The sequence below is a fragment of the Nocardia sp. NPDC003482 genome (genome assembly GCF_053588115.1).
This window is the reverse complement of the sequence record NZ_JBSFPI010000020.1, coordinates 48428-67243: the sequence shown is the minus strand read 5'-3', so window position 1 is coordinate 67243 and position 18816 is coordinate 48428. Positions and strand designations below refer to the sequence as shown.

General features: G+C 69.8%; 17 protein-coding genes and 1 pseudogene. 5 read left to right on the top strand and 13 right to left on the bottom strand.

All coding sequences use genetic code 11. The features are described from left to right. Positions 1-67 precede the first annotated feature (67 nt). The 10 genes from ACWDSJ_RS28000 to ACWDSJ_RS27955 all read right to left on the bottom strand — a co-directional run bounded on the left by ACWDSJ_RS28000 (position 68) and on the right by ACWDSJ_RS27955 (position 9360). Positions 68-1786: a hypothetical protein gene (locus tag ACWDSJ_RS28000; protein ID WP_450035390.1), complete on the bottom strand. Its 1719-nt coding sequence runs from the start codon at positions 1784-1786 to the stop codon at positions 68-70. 14 nt (positions 1787-1800) lie between these two features. Further along, positions 1801-2472, bottom strand: coding sequence for a hypothetical protein (locus ACWDSJ_RS27995; protein WP_450035388.1), 672 nt, complete (start codon positions 2470-2472; stop codon positions 1801-1803). A gap of 18 nt (positions 2473-2490) precedes the next feature. Continuing rightward, positions 2491-3243, bottom strand: a complete 753-nt coding sequence (locus ACWDSJ_RS27990; protein ID WP_450035387.1) for a hypothetical protein — start codon at positions 3241-3243, stop codon at positions 2491-2493. Between the two features lie 16 nt (positions 3244-3259). Further along, on the bottom strand, positions 3260-3700 hold the full coding sequence (locus tag ACWDSJ_RS27985; RefSeq protein WP_450035386.1) for a hypothetical protein: 441 nt from the start codon (positions 3698-3700) through the stop codon (positions 3260-3262). Continuing rightward, complete coding sequence (locus ACWDSJ_RS27980; RefSeq protein WP_450035384.1) at positions 3697-3990, bottom strand: hypothetical protein; 294 nt, start codon at positions 3988-3990, stop codon at positions 3697-3699. The genes ACWDSJ_RS27985 and ACWDSJ_RS27980 overlap by 4 nt, the downstream gene beginning before the upstream one ends. Positions 3991-4013: 23 nt before the next feature. Then, on the bottom strand, positions 4014-4574 hold the full coding sequence (locus ACWDSJ_RS27975) for a hypothetical protein (protein WP_450035383.1): 561 nt from the start codon (positions 4572-4574) through the stop codon (positions 4014-4016). Beyond that, positions 4571-5074, bottom strand: a complete 504-nt coding sequence (locus tag ACWDSJ_RS27970) for a hypothetical protein (protein ID WP_450035382.1) — start codon at positions 5072-5074, stop codon at positions 4571-4573. The genes ACWDSJ_RS27975 and ACWDSJ_RS27970 overlap by 4 nt, the downstream gene beginning before the upstream one ends. Before the next feature lie 143 nt (positions 5075-5217). After that, positions 5218-6282 carry a C40 family peptidase gene (locus ACWDSJ_RS27965; RefSeq protein WP_450035381.1) on the bottom strand — a complete coding sequence of 355 codons (1065 nt, stop codon included), beginning with the start codon at positions 6280-6282 and terminating at the stop codon, positions 5218-5220. Between the two features lie 136 nt (positions 6283-6418). Then, positions 6419-7753 (bottom strand): cutinase family protein, encoded by a 1335-nt coding sequence (locus ACWDSJ_RS27960; protein ID WP_450035379.1) that lies wholly within the window; start codon positions 7751-7753, stop codon positions 6419-6421. After that, on the bottom strand, positions 7753-9360 hold the full coding sequence (locus tag ACWDSJ_RS27955; RefSeq protein WP_450035378.1) for a hypothetical protein: 1608 nt from the start codon (positions 9358-9360) through the stop codon (positions 7753-7755). The genes ACWDSJ_RS27960 and ACWDSJ_RS27955 overlap by 1 nt, the downstream gene beginning before the upstream one ends. A gap of 963 nt (positions 9361-10323) precedes the next feature. On the opposite strand from ACWDSJ_RS27955, the gene ACWDSJ_RS27950 reads away from it, so the two are divergent. After that, positions 10324-11706 (top strand): cytochrome P450, encoded by a 1383-nt coding sequence (locus ACWDSJ_RS27950; RefSeq protein WP_450035377.1) that lies wholly within the window; start codon positions 10324-10326, stop codon positions 11704-11706. Between the two features lie 24 nt (positions 11707-11730). Further along, the gene (locus tag ACWDSJ_RS27945) at positions 11731-12726 is read left to right on the top strand and encodes a GAF domain-containing protein (RefSeq protein ID WP_450035376.1); all 996 of its coding nucleotides are present in this window, start codon (positions 11731-11733) and stop codon (positions 12724-12726) included. A gap of 168 nt (positions 12727-12894) precedes the next feature. On the opposite strand, the gene ACWDSJ_RS27940 is transcribed toward ACWDSJ_RS27945, so the two are convergent. Continuing rightward, entirely contained in the window at positions 12895-13839 is a 945-nt protein-coding gene (locus ACWDSJ_RS27940; RefSeq protein ID WP_450035510.1) for a recombinase family protein, read from the bottom strand. Positions 13840-14032: 193 nt separating this feature from the next. Beyond that, positions 14033-14296, bottom strand: a complete 264-nt coding sequence (locus ACWDSJ_RS27935) for a hypothetical protein (RefSeq protein WP_450035375.1) — start codon at positions 14294-14296, stop codon at positions 14033-14035. Positions 14297-14321: 25 nt separating this feature from the next. Here ACWDSJ_RS27935 and ACWDSJ_RS27930 point away from each other — a divergent pair, with 25 nt between their 5' ends. Beyond that, positions 14322-14672: a PadR family transcriptional regulator gene (locus ACWDSJ_RS27930; protein WP_450035374.1), complete on the top strand. Its 351-nt coding sequence runs from the start codon at positions 14322-14324 to the stop codon at positions 14670-14672. A 3-nt stretch (positions 14673-14675) separates the two neighbouring features. Next, on the top strand, positions 14676-14987 hold the full coding sequence (locus ACWDSJ_RS27925; RefSeq protein ID WP_450035373.1) for a hypothetical protein: 312 nt from the start codon (positions 14676-14678) through the stop codon (positions 14985-14987). An 85-nt stretch (positions 14988-15072) separates the two neighbouring features. Here the strand turns inward: ACWDSJ_RS27925 and ACWDSJ_RS27920 are convergent. After that, positions 15073-18088, bottom strand: a pseudogene (locus ACWDSJ_RS27920) (Tn3 family transposase). A 155-nt stretch (positions 18089-18243) separates the two neighbouring features. Here ACWDSJ_RS27920 and ACWDSJ_RS27915 point away from each other — a divergent pair. Further along, positions 18244-18645, top strand: a complete 402-nt coding sequence (locus tag ACWDSJ_RS27915; protein ID WP_450035372.1) for a hypothetical protein — start codon at positions 18244-18246, stop codon at positions 18643-18645. The last annotated feature ends 171 nt before the right edge of the window (positions 18646-18816 follow it).

The window sequence follows — 18816 nt, the reverse complement described above, 5'->3', positions numbered from 1 at the left end:
CTCCTCAATTTTCTCGTCCTGCCGGGCCGGGCTCGATACGCCCGGATACCGTGAAATGTGTTGGTGCTCATGGCATGTCCGGGCCGGTGTCGTCTCCGGTCATCTCCGCGCCGATCTCGTCGGCGCGCTCGGCGACCGACCCGGCCGCCGACACGCCGGTCTGGACCACCAGGGCCGCCCCGCCCGTTACCGCCGCCGCCCCGCCTGCCCCCGCGGCCATCCCCGCGTCGCCTGCGGCCGAGGCCGCCGTGCCGGTGTCCGCGACACCGGCACCCGCACCGGCGAGGTCGGCGCCGGGGCCCGGCGTGCCGCTGCCCGTCACCGGCGTCCCGGCGGCGTCGGGGCTCTCGGGGGGCACGCTGGCGGTCGTGTCGTGGGGGTGCGGGCCGGAGCCGCCCTCGAGGTCCGGGCCGCTGTGTCCCGGCCCGAGGGCCTTCGGTGCGGCACCGGCCTCCAGCCGGGCCTGGCCCCCACCCGCTCCCAGTGCCGGGAAGCCTCCGTTGCCGGGGGTCGGGTCGTGTTCGCCGCTCCCGCCGGGGCCGGTGGCGGACATGAAGTTCGCGAACCCATCCCCGCTGGAGGAGGATTGGGCGCCTGCGCTCGCACCGCCTCCGCCCAGGGCCGCGGCGGCCAGCGCGCCGCCCGCGAGGCCACCGGCGGCGACGCCGAGCGCTCCAGACCCGCCGGAGACGTGGGTGCCCATGAAGGCGAAGAACTTCAGCATCGCCGGGAGGGCGATCACCGCGAGCGCGACCACCATCAGCCCGGTCACCAGGGTGGTCAGGGACTGCTCCTGGCCGATGAGCCCGAAGCCGAGGGAGTAGATGAACGCCGCCATGGGCTTGTACAGCACCAGCGCCACGCAGGTGGCGGCGATGCGGGGGAACCACTGTCGTCCCCAGGTGGTGAGCTGTCCGGCGGCGGCGAACAGGATCATGTTGTACAGCACGATGATTCCGGCCTGGCGCACGAAGCCCATCACCCACTGGATCGCGCCGAGCAGGAACGCGACGATGCCCAGCAGCAGCACTCCGCCCGGGTTGCCGATGGTGGCGGTGCCCAGCATCGCCTGCACCCGCTGGCCGAACTGGTTGGCGTCGGGGTCGATCATCTGGTGGGCGAAGTCGTCTCCGGCGTGGATCGCTCCGGACAGCACGATCAGCGCCATGGAGGAGATGACGATGTATTTCACCCCGCCGAGCAGGACCTGCGCGCCGGGTTCGGTGCGGCGGGTCACCATCATCACCATGGCGCTGGTGAGGATCCCGGCCAGCATGATGAAGGCCACCACCTTCTGCACCGGCGCCTTGCCCGCCATCACTCCCGCGTAGGACAGGCTGATCGAGTCGGTGCCGATCCACCAGGTCATCGACTCCACGAGCAGGTCACCGGAGAAACGGCCGATGGACTCGGCGGCTTTGCCGAACGCGGAATCCACGGCCTTGCCGACGGTGTTGTCGGCGAGGGTTCCCGGGCTCAGGTCGATCGTGGTGTGCTTGGCGCCGTTGTTGATCTGGGCCTGGAACGCGGTGTCGTCGTCGGGGTAGCGGTAGCCGGTGTCGGGGTTGCCGTCGCAGCCGGGGAACTGGGGGTGCTGGGAGCACCAGATCACCCCGTCGCTATCGCGCCAGCTTTTCTGCTCGGCGCTCAGCTCGGACAGCTTCTGGGGCATGTTCGGCGGCGGCGCGGCCGAGGCCAGCGTCGCCGGACCGGCGACCAGCAGCGCCAGCAGAAGGCCGAGCAGGAGTATGACCGGTCGCGGTGTGGAAGGTGGTGTGGTGCTCATCGCGTCCCCTTCTCCTAGAAGGTCGTGAACCCGGGCAGGCCCGTGGAATTGGGAAGGTCGGGAAGGCCGGAGTCGACCTGGTAGACCCAGTCGTCGCCGTCCCACAGCACCGCGCGGCGCTGGAAGTCGAAGCCCCCCTTGGTCGACGGGACCGCGAAGTAGATCCGCGCGAACATCGGTGTGTAGGTGGCGAATCGGAAGGCGACCGGTTGACGGAAGGCCGCGGCGGCCTCCTCCGGCGACAGGTTGCGGGCCTGGGTGACCGCGTTGCGGACCTGCTGTTGCTGGCCGAGGTCGGCGCGGACCTGGGTGCCGAGCAGCTGCTCGTAGCGGGTGTCGGTCAGCACGCGCGTGGAGATCTGCCACGCCGCGAGCAGCGCGCCTTGGGGGGTGTGGGTGTAGCCGTACGCGCGGGGGCCGTCGACGTGCGCGGGCCCGTCCGCGCCGAACGGCAGCCGGACCCCATTGATCAGCTTCCATTCCAGCTCGCGCGGCGCCGTCGCCGTGGCAGCGGGCCCCGACGGAGGCGAGGACGCGGAATCGGTTGCGCGCCCGTGGATGACCGCGGTCACGACGAGTGCGAGGGCCACGATCAGCGCGGCGGCCGCGGCCGCGACCAGCCAGCGCCGCGGCAGACGGGGCCCGCGACGGGCGGGGTGGTCGGCGAATTCCCGGGTGGTGAACATTCGAGGGTCTCCTTCGGCCTACAGCGGGGTGAATCCGGTCAGGTCCGCCGCGGGCGGCAGCGATGGGGCGGTCAGGTCCCCGCTGTAGCGCCAATCCCCCTCGCGCCACACCACCGCTTGGCGGGCGATCCGGTAGGACCCGTCGGAGCGGGGGTAGGCGTAGTAGACGGTGGCGGCGTCGTCGGTGTAGGCGCCGATCCGGAATCCGGCGGGTTGCACCGTGCTGGCCTGCACCACCGCGGGGTCGAGGTGGGGCTGGGTGGTGCGGGCGGTGAGGATCTGCTGGCGCTCGGCGGGCGAGATCGCGGCCTGGGCGTCGAGGATGCGCGCGACGTCGGGGGAGTACAGCAGGCGCATGCTGATCTGGAGTGCCGCCACGGCCGCGCCCTGGGGGGTGTGGCTGTAGCCGGAGGCGACCGCCCCGTCGAGCCGGGTGGGCCCGTCGCTGGCGGTGAACGGCACGGGCGCGCCGTCCACACGCTGCCAGGACACCGCCGCGGGTGCGGCGGTCAGCCAGTCCGGATCGGCCGGACCGCGATGGACCGGGACCTGCGGCAGCAGCGATCCTTTCGCGCTGGCTGTCCCGGAATCCGTTGCCTGCGACGCGGTTTCGGTGCCGGGGGCGATGCTGTCGCGACCCGGACCGGGCCCGTTCAGCGCGAGCACGGTGACCAGGACCAGCGCCGCCGCGCACGCGGCTCCGATCAGATACCGGCGACGAACCCCGGCCCAGCGCGGTCCGGGACGGAACTCTCGGGTCGTCAAAGGCATTGCGGCTCAACCTCTTTCACAGGAAGATCATGATGATGGTGTAGGCGGATCCCGCCATCACCGTCGCCGCCAGCACGGTGGGGAACCGTTCCAGCGCCCGCTTGGCCTGGTCGGATCGACCCCGCACGCCCGCGATCAGCAGTGCGGCGGTGATCAGCGCACCGGCCATGGCGCAGACCAGGGCGAGGGTGCGCAGCCAGCCGATGACGTCGGTGATGAACGAGTCCAGATCGTGCGGGGCGTTGGTGCCGTCGCCACCGAAGCGGTCCCACTGGACCCCGCCGGTGGCGGGCTGGCGGATCGGGATCTGCTCACCCGGCCCCGCCCCGCCGGGGCTTTGCGGGCTCACCTGCCCACTCGGGACCGGAGTGGTCGCGGGCGGTTGAGCGAGCGCGGCCCCGGTGCCCGACATGGCCAGCGCCGCGACGAGGACGACCGCCCGAACCGCCCGTTTCACTGGAACACCTGAATCAGCCCGGCCGAGCCGCCGGTCAGCATGACGCCGCAGATGACGTAAGGCAGGTGGGTCAGCGCGTTCTTGGCCGTGTCGCTGCGCCCGCGCAGACCGATGATCAGCATCCCCGCCACGGCGAACATGCCCGCCACGGCCAGGAAGAACAGAACGGTCTTGCCGTAGCCGAGGACGTCGTTGAGCCGGTCACCGATGGTGCCTGGCAGCGGCTTGGCGGGCGGATTGGGGACTTGGACCTGGGCCAGCCAATCGCTGGCCATCAGCAGAGTGGACATGTGCGTTGTTCCTTTCCTGGTGGTTACGAGACCCGCATGACCGCGGGCCGGTCGTCGGTGCCCGCCCCAGGCTCCGGGCCGAAGTCGGAGACGGGGACGGTGGCGGAGGAGGCGGTGGTGGTGTCGCGGTCGAGGGCGGGGAGCACCGCGGTGACCAGGTCGTCGCGGAACCGTCGCGCGGGGTCGGCCCACCGGTAGGTCTTGCGGTCCGGGGCGAACACCCCGGTGGCCAGCAGGCCCCACGGGTCGTCGCTGGCGGCCAGGGGGGCGACCCAGCCCAGCCGCAGCACCGGGGTGTCGAGTCCGGCGGCGGCCATCTTCAGCCGCCGCTCCACCACCGCAGGCCAGCGCCCGCTCCCGTGGGCGACCACGACCAGCACCGGGCGCGCGGGCATCTTCTGCGCGGTCGCGATCGCCCAGCTCACCGCCACCGCGGTCGCACGGGTTACCAGGACGTCGACGCCCTGGGTGCCGTTGGCTTCGACGACGCCGACGTCGACGGCGTCGAGCAGGTGCGCCACCGTGGTCGTCCCCACGCCCCCGGCGATCCCGCCGACCCTCGGACGGCGCGGCCGCGCGCTCATCGCGTTCCCACCTGCGCCACGCGCCACTCGGCGCCGATGCGGACCAGCGCGAGCCCGACCACCAGGTGCCGGTCGGGCAGGGGCCCGCTCGCCGTGGTGATCGTCTGGGTGATCTCGAGCAGCCGCGCCGCCGAGGTCGCGGTGTCGGCGGGGGCGCCGGACTCCACGCCGGGACGCACCCCGTCGGCGGGTACGGTCACCACCGCGGATCGCGCGGTCAGCTCCAGCCAGTCCGCACCGGGCCCGGCGATCGGGGGATAGGTGCGCAGCAGTTGCGCGAGCCGCGGGTCCAGCAGCGGCACCGCGCGCAGCTTCGCGTCGTGCGGACTCACGTCGCGGGTGGTATCCCAGCCGAACCAGATCCGGGCCACCGCCGCGGCGACCGCGTCGACGCTGCCCTGGTCGACCGGCCCGATCTCCGCCGGGAGCGCGGCCGGGGTCGGCAGCGGCGTCGCGGGCGGGGTGGCCGGACCCCGGGAGGTGGTCGCGGTAGGGATCACGAACGACGTGGTTGGAGCCTGCGGGCCGGTCGCGCTGTCACGTCCCGTGCTGTTCGACGAGCACCCGCCGACCATCAGAGTCGCACCCGCGAGCACCACGGCCGGTACCCTCCATCGAGTTTGCGGGGGCATATCATTCCTGTTCATCCGAATCGCCTCACTTGAATTCCCGATCCCAGACTCGACAACGGCGATATCTTCACTACGTCGCCCGACTGCGGGGCTTCGACAATCTTTTCCTGACCAATCGCGATAGCGACGTGCTGCGGATCTCCGCCGCCCGGGAAAACGATGTCCCCCGGCTGGATATCGCCGTGCGGCACCGGTTTGCCGCGCGGGTCGTTGAGAATGTAGGTGGTGTAGTGGGAAAGTTGAATGGATTTCCCGCTCGCCTGTCCGACGGCGTAGAGGACCAATCCCGAGCAGTCGAATCCCACCTTTTCGTAATCATGGAACGAATCCGCGACCCCGCCGTCCCGTCCGCCTTGCGAGGGGCCGTCGAGGGTGCCGCCGCCCCAGGCATAAGGGGTGCCCTGCCAGCACAGCGCCGCCGCGGCCACATTCGAGCCGAAGACCGCTCCGGGATGGAACTGACTGCACTGGGCTACCGCGCCCTGCCCGCCGGTCCCGATCTGGGTGTATTTGGCCATACGCGCTTTGACGCCGGGGGCGTATCCTTCGGTCTCCCCGTTGACGATCTGCGGCCCGCCGTTGGCGAGCACGCAGCCGTAGCCGCAGTTGTAGGCGTTGAGGACGATGTCGATCACGTCGCCGTGGATCCGCCCGCTGGCCAGGTCCTTCTTGGCCTGCGCGGCGGTGGCGCAGTCGAACTTCGCCTGCGCGATGATCGCGTCGGGCGGGTCGAAGGGGGAGATGACCCCGTTGCCGTTGGCGTCGGTGCCGTAGCTCGGGAAGGTGTAGGGCATGAATTGCGACAGCCCCTGCGCGCCCGCGGCCGACACCGCCGCAGGGTTCCAGTTCGACTCCTGCTCGATCTGCGCGGCGATCAGCGGAGCCGAGATGTCCTCGCACAATGTTCCAGCGAGAATGACCCACGCCTCGTACTGTGGCGGAACGGTCCCTGTCGCCAACTTTCCCTGAGCGAAACCCGGATTGTCTTTGTCGCCGTCGATGAGGATCGCGACGATCAGCACCGGAATCAGGATGAGCGCCATCACCATCGCTGCCAGCCTGCCTGGCGATTTCATAGCGTCTCACCTCCCGAGCGGGGTTTTCCGAAGCCGTGATTCCACTGATTCCGGCGATATCAGGTTTCGGTGGCTGCTCTTTCCGCTGGCGTCCAGCAAGCCCTATTCGGGCACCAGCGGAAAGAGCGTCACCGGATTACAGACCGGCCTGAATTTTCGCGGTCAGCCATTTCACGATCCATTGCGTGGCGGTGTCGCCGCCGTCGTCGACCTTGTAATTGCTGGCGTAGGACCGGTGCGCGTCGAGCAGCAGATACGACACCGCTTGTGTGGCCTGCTGGACGAGTTCGTCCGGTTTGGTCAGGCTGACCAGGGCGTCGAACTCGGGCATGCGGACGACCTTGGCGACGTCGTCGAGCATGGTGGAGGAGAACACCATCTCCGCCAACGCGATCGGCAAGGTCTCCGGCGACGTCGCCGCCGCCACCCCGAGTTTGGTCAACTCGCCGATCACCGACTTCGCGGCCTTCGCGATGACCTGCGGGTCGGCGGCGGCGACGTTCTTCACCAGCTCCATGCCTCGCCCGATCAAGTAGGCCGGCAGATCCTCGGGGGTGAGGTTGAGCAACGGCACCACCGCGGCCACGACTTTGGACTTGCTCGACAGCCCGCACACCGCGTCGGCGGGCGCGCACATCGTGGTCACCCGCTCGGCGAGCACCCCCATGCCCCCGTCGCGCTGACCGAGCACCCCCTCCCCACCGGGATTGGAGCCGACCAGCGTCTCCGACACCGCCGACAACTTCGCGGTCGCCGAGGAAACGGACGAGGGCGAGGGCGAGGTGGCGGTGGGGTCGGCGGGGTCGGCGGTGGCCGAGCGTTTGGGGTCCGACAGCAGCGCACCGGCCAGGATGCGGGAGGGGTCGATCACGCTCTTGCGGTTGCCGACCTCGGACAGGAAGTCTCCCGCGATCAGCGCGCCCTGGCTGTAGCCCAGCACGACGAATCGCGACAACGGGCACGCCTCCGCGAGTTCCTTGGCGCGCGCCCGCAGCGCGGACTCCCCGTTGTCCCGAGATTGACTGAGCGTCAACGGGTTTCCCGTGACCATGCCCGCGAGGGGGCCACCCACCTGCGCCACGTAGGGCACCTGCTCCGCGCGCACCGACGCGGCCTTCGCCGCGGCCGGGGCCGCCGCGGTAGCGCGCGTCGCGGACGCACGGGTGCCCGTCGACGTGGGTGTCCCCGCCGTCCCCGTTGTCGCCATGGTCGACGGGGACGCGTTCAGGGCGGCCAGCAGCGGGCCGGTGATCTGGCCGAGCATGCCCGGCACGGTGTTGCGGTCGGCCCCGGCACTGGTTTCCCACGTACCGGGGACCGCCAGCGCGATCACATCCGTGCAGTCGGCCGCCGACCCCGCCGGGGCGGCGGCAGGGTCGGCCACCGCTGTTCCGGCCGCGGTCGCGGAGCAGATCAATGCCGTCGCCACCAGCGCGCTGGCGCGCCGCCACCGGTTCGTCGCCGGGGTCATCACCGCACCAGCCCTTGCACGGTGGCCAGCGCCGCATTGGCGGCATCGGTCAGCGGCCCGAACTGGCCCGGCTCGAACGCGGGCTGCTCGGTGATGGCGGTGGTGACCGCCTCGGCCGCCGCCGTCTGCGGGGTGGTCCTGGCGGTCGTCACGACATCGCGAGCGACCTGGGTGACCGTCGCGTCGACCTGCTCGGCGACCGGCTGGGCCTGCCACGCCTGGGCCGCCGCCTCACCGGCCGAGGCGGCCGCGTCGAGGGCCAGCTGGCCGCCGGGCTGGTCCTGCACCCAATCCACCGCCTGCTCTCCGGCGCCGACGGCGGCGTCGGCCTGCGCGCGCAACTCGTCGTGCAGCGAGGGCGCGGGGGCCTCCGGCGCGGGTATCTCCGGCGTGGGCATCGGCGCGGGCACGGGCGAATCCTCCGGTGGCGCAACGTAATCCGACCCGTCACCGGCGGTGGCGATACCACCGGCCAACGCGCCGACCGCGGCCCCGGCCGCACCCCCGGCCAGCGCGGCGGGGACTCCGAGGGCGGCCGCGCCGACGGCGGCGCCGACCCCCGCCCCGATCGCGGTACCGGCCACCCCCGACGTCACGGTGCCCACCCCGGGCACCGGAAGCAGGGTGCCGACCGCGGCCCCGGCGATACCCCCGATCGTGCCGCCGATCAGGCCGCCGCCGACCGCGCCGACCACAGCCAGCGGAATCCCGGCGGTGGCCGCACCGATCCCGAACCCCGACACCCCACCCAGCACCATCGCGGCGGACATGACATCCGCGCGCGAGGCATTGACGCCGATCGACTGGAGCGCGGCATTGGTATCGCGCTGCATCAACGCGATGTGGCCGTTGACCTTCCAGGCCACATCCGCGGGCACCCAGTCCGGCCGAGCGATCGTCAGCTCCCCCAGACCCAGCTTGTCCGGAGCCGCGGGAACGATCACCTTCGGCGGCTCCACCGGCGTCGGCGGGTGCAGGTTGGGCAGATCCTCGACCAGCGGCGGCCCGGACCGCGGCTGCGGCGCCGGGCGCTGCGGCGTCGTCGACGGCCCGGCCGGCTGTTGCTGGGCCGGGGCCTGCGGCGTGGTCGAGGGCTCACTGTCCTGCGCGGGCGCGGTGTCGCTCTGCGGGGTCGACGTCGACGGTTCGCTGTACTGCGCGGGCGACGTCTCGCCCTGCGGCACGGTCGACGGCCCGGAATCGTCCGCCGGTGGGGTCGAGTACCGGTACTGGTTGGGATCGGCGGGCAGCGCCGGAGAGGGGATCGCGTTGCCGAGCGGCGACTGCTCGCGCGGCTGTGAGGGCACCTGCGGGGGCTGCTGGCGCTGCGGAGCGGGCGGGGCGGTGGTCACACCGGGCTGCTCCTGCGGCTTGGCCGGACCGGTGATGCCCGGCTGCTCCGACGGAGCCGCCTGGGCCAACCCCGAGGCGGTCAACAAGACCGCGGTCGCGACTGCCGGTGACACCACGACACGCAGCACGCGGGTCCGCTCCGCGGCGAACACCCGCCGCCGAAGGGCGCCCCACCGCAACGATCCGGTCTCAGGGACAAGGGTTTCGGGGGTCTGGTCGAGCGCGTCGGAGACGACAGGATCTAGTGTTGTCATTGCAGAGCCTTTCCGAGTTTCTGCACCTGCTCCGGGAGCGGTTGCAGCCGCGAATCCCGAAGCCCTTCGGTTGCCTTCCCCTCGTAGCAGCGGGGGGAAGGCCCTTTTACCGGGCGAGGCGGAGCGCGTGTCCCGCGGTTGCAGCCGCCGATTCAGCGCTCGCCGTCACCACCGTCACGCGATCATCGGTGCCCCCCTTTCGCCCTGGAGGAGGGCTCCACCGCCCTGACCGACGAGAACGCGCGTCGACTCGCCGCTACTCTCGACATCACCCCCACGGAGGTGTGCGCCGCCTACGAGCGTGCGCGCGGCCGCGACCTCGGCGTACCGGCCCGAGCCCCTCACTCGCGGCCGCGGCGCCGACGCCCGTCGGCGCGACCGCTGCGACGGCGCCCCCTGACCCCCGCTCCCGGCGGTCAGTGTAGGAGTCCAACAATTCCTCTGTTCCCGAACGCTTTTCATCACAGTGACCCCTGCATCACGAGTGCGACTACCCCAGCCCTTGCTCTCCGCCCCGAACGTGGCTCCCCACCCCCGTGTCCGGGGGGAGCGCGCACGAGGTCGGCGCCGGGACCAACCCCTATCACGCTCCGCGCGCGCGACGGTGCGCCCCAGCGGTAACTCGCTGATCGCCTGGGAGGGAGGAAGATCCAAGTAGGCCCGACCCACCGCAGTGACACCGCGAGGGTGGAGCAGGAAGCTGCCGCCGAGAGGCGGTGGGAATGGGGGGTGGCTGACATGGTGTCCTCGTGGCGGTCGTACCAGCTCACGCATGCTTTGTCGGTGTCCTCGCACCGCGATACACGCGTCGAGATGGAGTTAGCGGACCGGCCAGGGGAATCAGCCACCCAGCGCATATGCAGTTAATCACACCTCGATCTTGGTTGCAATGACTGGAAGCCATTCGCTATCAACGGACCTCAGAAGCCGCATCCCGCCCGTCCGCCGTGAGAAGGTGACAGCATGGCATCAAGATCGACCGAACTCGACGGACTGCCGCACGCCCCGGGCCGTCTGCCGATCCTCGGGGACATCACCAGCGTCGACCGCAAACGACCCACCCAGCACGAGCTGAAACTCGCCCAGGACGGTCTGGGCCCGATCTTCCAGCGGCAGCTCCTGCGGGACCGGCTCGTCATCGTGTCCGGAGCCCGCCTCGCCACCCAGACCTGCGACGAAACCCATTGGGGCCGTGCCCTCGTCGGGCCCGGCGCTGTCCTGCGACGCATCGTGCCCGACGGCCTTTTCACCGCCCGCTCCAGCGATCCGCTGTGGGGACAGGCCCGGCGCATCCTCACCCCCGGCTTTGCCCAGGCCGCCATGCGCACCTACCACGACGCCATGCAGACCGTCGCCGACGACCTCCTCTCCGAGTGGGCCACCACCGGCAGCATCGACGTCCACTCCGCCATGACCCGCGCCACCCTCGAGGTGATCGGCCGCGCCGGATTCTCCCGCGACCTCGATCTGTTCCACGACGGCCCCGACAGCGCCGACTCCCGCCGCTTCGTCACCGCGCTGGCCGAAGTCCTGCAATGGGCCTCGGAAACCACCAACGACCTGCCGATCATCGGCGCGCTCCGGTCCCGGCTGCGGGCGAGCAGCATCGACCGCAACGTCCGAACCGTGCGCGACTACGTCGACCGCGTCATCGCTGCCCGCACCGCCAACCCCGACACCGAGGCCCACGACCTGCTCAGCGTCATGCTCACCACCACCGACCCCGAGACCGGCCAGCCCCTGTCCGCCGACAACATCGCCAGCCAGGTCCTCACCTTCCTCATCGCCGGGCACGAAACCACCGCCGCCCTGCTCGAGGTCGCGCTGCACTACCTCGCCGCCGACCCCGACCTGCAAGACGAACTGCGCGACGAACACCGCGGCCGCGGCGGATTCGACTACGACGCCGTCACCGGCATGCGCCTGACCCGCGGCCTGCTCAACGAATGCTTGCGCCTGTGGCCGCCGCTGCCCGGATTCTTCCGCGTCGCCCGTTCCGACCAAATCCTCGGCGGCTACCGCGTTCCCGCCGGACGCGCCGTGCTCGTGCTCGCCCTCGCCGCCCACCGCGACCCCGACGTCTGGGGAGCCGACGCCGCCGAATTCGATCCCCACCGCTTCGACACCGACCGTCTCCGGCAACATCCCGACCGCTTCTTCCAGCCCTGGGGCACCGGCCCCCGCAGCTGCATCGGCCGCCAATTCGCGCTCCACGAGGCCAGCCTGCTGCTCGCCCGCATCCTCGACGCCTACACCCTCACCGGCGCCGGTGCCCCCCTCACGATGCAAGAGCGGGGCACCCTGCGGCCCGAACCCTACGACCTGAAAGTCCTAGCCAGGACATAACCCCCGAACGATGGAGGTGCTCCAATGACGTGGTTCCTCATCGAGGCACTCGCTGCCCAGCCCCACCCGATGACCATCGTCGCCAAGGACGGCGAGCCCCGCGACTGGACCTCGCTGCGGCGGCTCGACCGCGACGAAGGCGTCGACCTCGTAGACCTCCTCGAATGGGTTCGCCGCACCGGCTCCCGCATCCAGCAGCCCGCCCACGGCCGCGCCGGACAGCGCTACGTCGAAGCCATCCCCATCATCGGCCCCGAAGGCGACGTCTACGGCATCCACCTCTGGATCGGGCTCGCCCACGACACCCCCACCCCACCCCGCCCCGTAGCCGGAATCTGCTGGCACCTGGGCGAGCTCCAGATCCGGCAGGGGCTCGACTCCTGGATGATGTCCACCGACGACGCCGACGGGTTCAAAAGGGTGCGCTCCCCCGGCGAATTCTTCCGCAAAGTCGTGCGGTTCGACACCGTCGCCGAACTCATCGAACTCGCCACCAACCCCGACCCCGACGCCACCATCACCACCACCCTCACCGTCCTGCACGACCGCGGACACCTCATGCACTGGTACGGCGTCGGACGCGGCCGCCGCGACGACCGCCACGTCGGCATGCGCGGCATCAACTACGACATCACCGACACCGCCAGCCCCACCATCGGCCCCCTCGAACAGCTCGGACTCACCACAGACCCCGGCGAAAACGCCCCCGCCGCAGCACTACTCGCCTTCCCCACCACCCACCCCGCACCTGTCATCGTCCAATGGATCGGGAAAGTACCCGCCTGGATCGACTGGCAACGCGAAGGCGACATCGCCCTCATCCACCCCGACGACTGGGAACCACTCCGCCGCACCACCATCATGCTCGAACCCGGCCTCCCCGACAGCCAGACCACCACCCCCGCCCGCATCCGCGCCCACACCGACACCGGGTGGCAACCCGCCCTCGTCACCTCCCGCCGCTACCCCGGCGAAGTTGGACAACGCCTACACATCATCCAAATCACCAAAATCGACTAGCCGCCCGACGGTTCTCCTGACCTTCACGGCCAGCAGCCGTCCCCTTCGGGGAGTTCGCCGGTGGGACTGCGGCGGGTTGAAGAGAGGGTTCCGGTAGTAATCGCGCGAAAAACAACGGATATGACGTAATCCGCTGGTAGACGCTGGTTTTCGCGCTCCTGAACCTCGTCAGGATGGCTGCCGCTGGCGGAGGCGTTCGCGGTAGATCCGGTATGCCTTGCGGTCGGCGGCCGAGGTGCTCTGTCCGATGGTTTCGGCGGCGGCCAGCAGCGCCTGGTGGACGTGCAGCGCCGCCGTGATGTGCAGGCTGTAGCCCTGGCCGCGGCGCACTTCCCGGCCGTGCTGCAGGGCGTGGCGCTCGATGTCACCGAGGTCGGCGGCACCGCCGGTGAGGTGGTGGGCGATCTTGCCGGGCACCTCGATTCGGATCGGGCGCTGCTCGCCATCCTCGTCGGGCGCGGGTTGTTCGGGTCGGCCGGGTAGCAGGTCGGCCAGGGCGGTGCGGATCGCGACCCGGCTCACGTGGTGCCGGCGGGCCAGGGCGGCGATGCTCGCTCCGTCGCGGAATTCCTGGCGCACCTGCTCGGTGGCACCGATCGCGGCGACCTGCGGTCGACGCCCGGATTTGGCGCCTTGGGCCCAGGCGGCGGCCAGGCCCTCGCGGGTGAGTTCGTTCTGCAGGTCGCGCTGGAACTGCCCGACCGAGATCAGCACGTTGACCAGCATGGTGGTGGTCGCGTCGGTGGCGGCGAGGTCGGTGATGCCCGACAGCGCCCCGGACAGCACCCGTAGCTGCACGCCGTGCTGCTGGCACCAATCGCGCACGGCCAGGATGTCGGCGAGATCGCGGCACAGCCGATACAGCTCCGACACCGTCAGCCGGTCACCGTGGCGCGCATACCGCGCGAGCTGGTGGAAGCCGTCGCGGTCGAGCGCGGGGATCTTCGACGAGGTGGCCGGGTCGGCGAACAATCGCACGCCGGGTGCGCCGTCGACGAGCCCGGCCTCGGTGAGCAGGTGGGTCTGCCGGGCGGTGCTCTGCTCGTCGGTGGACACGCGCGTGTAGACGAGTTCGGCCATGGCCGCCGTGCCCCTTTCCGCCGACCGCTTCATTCCGTTCACGGTTTTTACCTGTCGTCAAACCCTGTCGTCAATCCGGAACGGATCGCATTGGATCGGGTGCGCTGTTTCCGCACGATCCGGGCGGTCTCCGAGCTGCCCGGGACAGATGTCGTCAAAGGGTCATTTGACGACAGTACGGACGGAGTCGCGAAGCCCCCAACCGGTAATCGAGTGGACCCGCAACTCAGACAAGAAGGGCGAAGAACGCGATGCCGAGACCGGCGGCGACGCCGCAGGCGCCGAAGCCGTAAAGAACGGCGTTGGACGTGTTGGCCCCTCCACGCCACGACAGGAATCCTGCGACCAGTCCGCAGATGGCGGCGAGCGCCACCAGCAGCGCGCACGCCATCCAGAACACGGCTGACCCCGCGGACATCGCGCCTGCCTGCCCGGCACCACTGACGGAGAGGTTTACATAACCGCTGTTCAAGGCTATATAGAGCAACATGGATGCCCAGTGTAGACTAGCTATCATGGTCGACAAGGTTCGGATGACACTTCAAACACTCGCAGTGCTACGCGTGCTACTCCTCCATCCAGCCACGGAGAACTTCGGATTGCAGATCGCTAAACGCTGCGACCTGCCGACGGGGAGCGTCTATCCGATCCTTGCTCGTCTGGAAGCCGCCGGCTGGATCACCAGCGAGTGGGAAAGCATTGATGAATCCGTCGAAGGACGCCGTAAGCGCCGCCAGTACCAGCTCACCCGGGACGGCAGCGCGCACGCCCGCGCTGCTCTCGTCGAGGCTCAGCAGGCACTGAATTCCGAGCGGACGACACCGGAGGGATATGCGGGGCCGACGAGTCCGGCGTGGGGGTATTGAATTGTGACGTCTTCTCACAGCCGGGCGACCGGCCCGGAGTATCTGCTGGTAACCGTGGCCGTTCTGGCTCTGCCCTGCCGTCACCGCGATCGCTACCGGCGCGAGTGGTACAGCACCCTCGATGAGCTACACGCTGAACAGCAGCCGGTCCTGCCGTTCGCGCTCACCAGCCTGCTCAATGGTGTGCGCATGCGTGGATGTGTCCGCCGCCGCGAGCAGCACATCTGCCTGAACATGTGGTGCCTGGACAACTGGCACTACACCTCGCAGTGCCCGCAGCAGCGCCGGGAGATGGTGCTCGCCCGCCGACCGTAGACCGTGCGAGCAATGGGAACCCGTCGACAGCCTGGACGAATGCCCGGCGGACCTGCGAGAGGTGGTCGGTCACCACGCCATTGCGTCAGAACAGGGTGTCTCGGACGCGTAGCGGCCGGTACCCGGTAGGCCCGAGCTGCGCCAGTTCGGCGTCGATATCGACCTCGATGGCGCCGAAGAAGTTGATGTTGGCGCTGTGCGCCGGAGAGATGTGGGCGAGCACCTCATCGTCGATGCGCTGCCCGGCACGGCGCATCTGCTCGACCGCGAGCCCGTAATACTCTGTGGTCCAGGCGATTACGGCGTTCGTGGCCAGGGTCAGGCACCAGGCTTGCTCGGTCTGCGCCTCGAGGTGCCGCGCTCGGATCATGCCTTCATGGGCGTAGAGCAGGTCGCGGCGCAGCGCGTGCAGGGATTCGCCCTTGTTGAGCTGGCGGGCGATGCGCCGCCGGTAGTCCGGGTCCGACAGGTAACGGGAGGCGTAGATGGTGCGGCGCATCGCCCCGTACTCCTTGAGCGCGGCGGCGAGGGTGTTCTGCCGCCCGGACGCCGACAGCTTGCCGACCAGCAGTGAAGCGGTGGCGTGCCCGAACTTCAGCGACCCGGCCAGCCGCAGCAGGTCGTCCCAATGGGCCGAGATGAGGTCCAGATTCAGTTTCCGCGTGAGCAGCGGGCCCGCGTGTGGGAACCGGGCCTCGGTGTCGGCGCGCGACCCCGGCCGGTACAGGGTGATCCGTCCCAGATCCCGGATCCGCGGTGAGAGCTGCAGTCCGAGCAGGTCGAACAGCCCGAAGTTCACGAGCGTGACTCCGTGGGTGTCGGTGGCGTGCTCGGTGATAGGCAGATCCGTTGCGTTGCCGAGGATTTCGTCGAGCACGTAGTGCGCTTCCCGTTTCGTGGCGACGATGACTTTGGTGCCGTAGGTGGCGTGCTGATCGGTGACGTGGGTGTAGGTCGACAGCCCTTCCTCCGCGAAATAGCGGCTCAGCGCCCGGGCGGTGGTGGACTTGCCGCGCGTGGGGAACCGCTGCCCGTCACTGGAGGACAGGGTGCCAGCGCCGAATACCGCGGTGAGCGGCAGCCGTTGGTGGTAGTCGATGAGCGCCAGGTTCGCCGCCCGCAGCGTCTCCTCCCGCACATACCACTCGCTGGTCCAGGCGAGGATGTCGTAGGAGATCCCGGAGGCCTCCGCCATCAGGGTCAAGCCCAGGTTGGTGGAGTAGGCCAGCAGCACGGCGATGAGGTTGCGTTTCAGCTCCGGTGTGCGGGTCTGCTTGCCGGTGGCGTGGGTGAAGCAGTCCAGGTAGCCGGTGCGTTTGTCCAGCTCGATCAGCAACGACACGATCGGCGCGAACGGCAGCATCTCCGTCAGCTCCGCTTTCAGCGCCGTCGCCTCGGCGGGCACGTCCTCCGCGGTCAGCGGGGAGATCACCAGCTCGCCCTCGTCATCGAGGCGGACCGGGCCCTCACCGTCACCGAGCACCGCCTCCAGCTCGCCGACCGCCGTGTGCAGCTCGTCGACCACCGCGGCCAGGGTCTCGCCCGGGTCCGCGGACTTGCCGACCAAGCGGCAGAACTCGGCGCGCTGGGGCGCCCACTGCTCCTCGGTGAGCAGGTAGGCGGCCGGGTCGGCGTAGCGGCGCGACCCCGGCACATACACGTCGCCGCTGCGCAGCCCGTCCCGCAGGCCGAGCAGCACACACAACTCCCAGTAATGGCGGAAACCGGTGGCGCTACCGGACTTTCGGGCCTCCTCGAGGTAGCCGCGCCACTTCGTCGGCACGAACCCGGTCGGTGCCTCCGGGGGCACTTTGCGGGTGCCGGTGGCGTTCAGCTCCCGCAGCATGTGCACCGCGATCAGCAGCTCCGTCGCGGCAGTGCCGCCGGCGAACCGCACCGTCGACAGCACCGCCGGGGTGAACTGCCGCAGATACGAATACGACGCATCCAAGGCAGCCAGGTGCCCGTGATCGCGCGGTAGCCGGGGCTTGGCCTGCGCGACCGCCGCCCGCAGCCGCTCCCACCCGATCCTCTCGCCGCGGACCAGGCCGCCGACCTCCTCATCGGCGATCTGCGGATCGTTGATGATCGCCAACAGTTCATCGAGCAGCGCCTGGCGGTGCTCTCCCGTTTTGCCGCGCTCGGCCAGCTCGTCACGCATCCGTTTCTCGGCGGCGCTGAACTTCGCCGAGACCGCCTGATCGAACAGCTGCACCACCTCGTCGAGCACATCAGTGGCCGACTGCGCCAACACCGTCAGCAGAATCGGATACCGGCGCTGCGGATCCCGCCGTTCCAGGGCCTGCGGCGTCAACCGGCGGCCCATCGTGGCCAGGAACCGGCGCCGCTCCGCGGGCAGCACCGACATATCCAGGCCGTCGGCACCCAGACGCCGCAGGAACCCCAGCTTCTCCACCTCGGCCTTCACCGCGCTCGCCGACGCCTCCACCGGGCCGGTCGACAACCACCGCAACCGCGACATCCCCAGCGACGCATCGACAGTCAGCAACGCATCCAGCTCGGCGCGCCGCTGCTCGGTGAACTCATGGGCCAGCCGATCGTAGGTTTCGCGCTGCGCCTGCTCACGGGCGTGGGCGACACGGCGCACGAGGGTGTCAGGGCTGGGCCGGATCACCCGCGCCGAAATCAGATACTCGCACGCCAGCCGGAACAGCAGCGTCGGCGAATCATGCTCCATCGCCCGCGCCAGCAAGAACTCGCCGAGCTCCTTGAACTCCAACGTCCCCGCCGGGCGCCAGCCCAGATACCGCGCCGCCAGCCGCACATGCTCGGTGCGGGTCTGCGCCCGGCGGCCGTACGAGCCGATATGCGTCGCATCCACCCGCAACTGCTCAGCCAGCCGCGCCACCGCCACCGGCGGCGCCGTCACCACCCGGTCCGGCACAAACCCCAGCCACGGCAACGCGCACAACGCGATCGCCAGCCCCAACCGGTCCGCCGGGCCCCGGCCACGGCCCGGATCCACGAACGCCAGATCCGCCGGAGTCAGCGTGAAATACCGGAACAACTCCTCCCGGCTGATCTCCGGGAACCCCCCGCAGATGCTCCAACTCCTCGTCCGCGAACACCCGCGTCGCCACGAACCCCAACCTCCAGCACGCCGACCAACCTCATCGGCAGCCAAGCCAAGCACCAACCACCCCAACACGCAGCACGAACACCAAAACCAGCGTCTACCAGCGGATTACGTCATATCCGTTGTTTTTCGCGCGATTACTACCGGAACCCCAAGAGCGTGGACCGCATTCCCATCGGCCGCCCGGCCCGGCCAGCCCGTTTCTGGGTACAAAAAACTCCGCGTTCTTCGGCGTGTCACTTCGCCAGCTACGCCGCGACCGCCAATAATCACCTTTGCTGTCCCCAGAAAATCCGCCTGGGACCGGCTGAAGTGAAGGAGACGCAGATGGCAGGCGCAAGTCGTGGTCGGAGAGCACACACGACAGGGGCCAAGCTGGGCCGACCGAGCTTAGGGCCGCGCAACGAGCACAAGATCCGAGTGCCCGAGGTGATCGACCTCCAGCAGCAGGCAATGCGTCGTGGCTTCAAGAACATGAACGACTACGTCTGTGCGCTGCTTCTCGAAGATGCAGAGCGTACCGACGTACCACTGCAAGAGGTGCTCGAACAAGCATCATGAGCGCCCGACCAGGGCCAACCGATGACCCTACGAGCTGAACTCCACCGAGCAGGAGGTGGGCCGAAGGCCCCGATGGGACCGCCCTAACAAGTACTGCGGAGACTCGCCGCCAACGAGTCCCCGCAGATGACCGCCAAAACTGAACGGATAGCGAAGAACCTCTCCAAAAGG